We start from the raw sequence: 2273 nt of genomic DNA on the forward strand, positions 1-2273 counted from the left end.
GCCGCTGCAGCAGCACGGCGGCGACGATGATGACGCCCTTGGCGACAAGCTGGTCGGCGGTGTTCAGCCCGTTGAGGATGAACAGGTTGGTGATCACCGTGAAGATCAGCAGACCCAGGATCGAGCCGATGATCGTGCCCCGGCCACCGGTCAGCAGCGTGCCACCGATGATCACCGCGGCGATCGCGTCCAGCTCGTACAGATCGCCGTGCGTGGAGGAACCCGTCGTGGTCCGCGCCATGATCAGAACCGCCGCGATCCCGCAGCACAGCCCCGACAACGCGTACAGCATCAGCGTGTGCTTCCGCACGTTGATACCGGCCAGCCGCGCCGCCTCGGGGTTACCGCCGACCGCGTAGGTGCGCCGCCCGAACGTCGTGCGGTTCAGCACCAGCCACCCGATCAGCACCACCAGCGCGAACACATAGACCAGCAGCGGCAGCCCCAGCACCCGCGTCGTGGACAGATCCACGATCATCGAGTTGTCCGGCTGCACCAGCTGCGTCCGCTGGTTCGACATGCGCTGGGCCAGACCCCGCGCGGCGACCAGCATCGCGAGCGTCGCGATGAACGCCACCATCCGCCCGTAGGCGATCAGGAACCCGCTCAGCAGTCCCGCGCCGGTGCCCACCAGCAGCGCGCACACGATCATCACGACCGGCCCGTAGGCCTGGGTGGCCAGCGTGGTCGCCCACACCGACGCCAGCGCCATCACCGCACCGACCGACAGGTCGATCCCGCCACCGATGATCACAAAGGTCATCCCGACCGTGATCACTCCGATGGTCGAGGCCAGCGCCAGAATGCTCACCAGGTTCGAGGACGTGGCGAAGTTCTCCGGGCGGGTCACCAACCCGACGATCGCCAGCAGGACGAGGGCCGCCACCAGCCCGACATGCCGGGCCTCACTCACTCGGCCCAACCCCAACCGGCTCAACGGTCCGCCCGGACCCGCCGGCTTCACCGGCGCCTTGGCCGGCGCGGCCTGATCGACCTCAGTCATGGAACGCTCCTTCAGGAGAATCTGCTACCTGCGACCCGGCCGTCTCCCCAGCGGAGACCATCACCAGATCCAGCACCCGATGCTCATCCAGCTCCTGAGCCGGCGCCTCGTGCACGATCCGGCCCTCCCGGACCACCAGCACCCGATCCGCCAGACCCAAAACCTCGGGCACCTCGCTGGACACCAACAACACACCGATCCCGTCATCGGCCAACCGGCGCACCAGCGCATACAACTCCGCCCGCGCACCGACATCCACCCCACGCGTCGGCTCATCCAGCAACAACAACTTGCGATCCTCAGCCAGCCACCGGCCCAGCACCGCCTTCTGCTGATTACCACCCGACAACGTCCGGATCGGCCGCCGCACATCCGCAGGACGAATGTCCAACGCCTCCGACAACCGCTTCGCCTCAGCGAACTCGCTCTTACGATCCAGCCACCCCAGCCACCGCGGCTTGGTATACCGGCTCAACGACGCCAGCGTGATGTTCTGCGCCACCGGATGATCCAGCAACAACGCCTGCGCCTTACGCTCCTCCGGCGCAAGACCCATGCCCATCCGCACCGCACGCGTCGTACTGCCCGGACGCACCACCTGACCGTCCAAAACCACCCGCCCAGTGGCCCGCCGCGCCCCGTAGATCGCCTCCACGATCTCACTACGACCCGACCCCACCAGACCCGCCAGCCCGACGATCTCCCCCGCCCGGATGCTGAACGACACATCCGCAAACCGCCCCGGAAGCGTCAGGTTCTCCACCCGCAACACCTCATCGCGCCCCTCATGCGCCCCCACCTGCGGGCGCGGCGGGAACACATACTCCACGTTCCGCCCCGTCATCAACGCCACGATCTGCTGCGTCGGCGTGTCCTTGGCCGCCAACCCCACCGCGACCGTCCGCCCGTCCTTCAGCACCGTGACCCGATCCCCGATCTGCCGGATCTCCTCCAGCCGATGCGAGATATAGATCACCGCCACCCCCTGGGCGGTCAGATCCCGGATCACCCGAAACAGGTTGTCCACCTCGTCATGAGCCAGCGCCGCCGACGGCTCATCCATGATGATCAACCGCGCCGAATGCGACAACGCCCGCGCCATACTCACGATCTGCTTGTGCGCCGGCGACAACCGGCCCACCTCCATCCGCGGCCGGATCTCCCCATGACCCAACCGCTTCAACAGCTCAGCCGCCGCCCGCTCGGCCTCCCCCCGGCGCGAGAACCCCAGCCGCGCCCGCTCATGACCCAGATAGATGTTCTCGGCCAC

Annotated in this window: 2 protein-coding genes; both read right to left on the bottom strand. The window is 67.5% G+C overall.

Annotated features, from left to right (window positions below; genetic code table 11):
• The coding region (locus FED44_RS35395; protein WP_138463400.1) for an ABC transporter permease at positions 1-1003 on the bottom strand (1003 nt) is incomplete at its 3' end.
• Positions 996-2273, bottom strand: a 1278-nt coding sequence (locus FED44_RS35400; protein WP_138463401.1) for a sugar ABC transporter ATP-binding protein, incomplete at its 5' end; no start/stop codon positions are given. The genes FED44_RS35395 and FED44_RS35400, both read right to left, overlap by 8 nt.

Origin of the sequence: Microbispora triticiradicis (assembly GCF_005864065.1) — a bacterium.
GTDB lineage: Bacteria > Actinomycetota > Actinomycetes > Streptosporangiales > Streptosporangiaceae > Microbispora > Microbispora triticiradicis.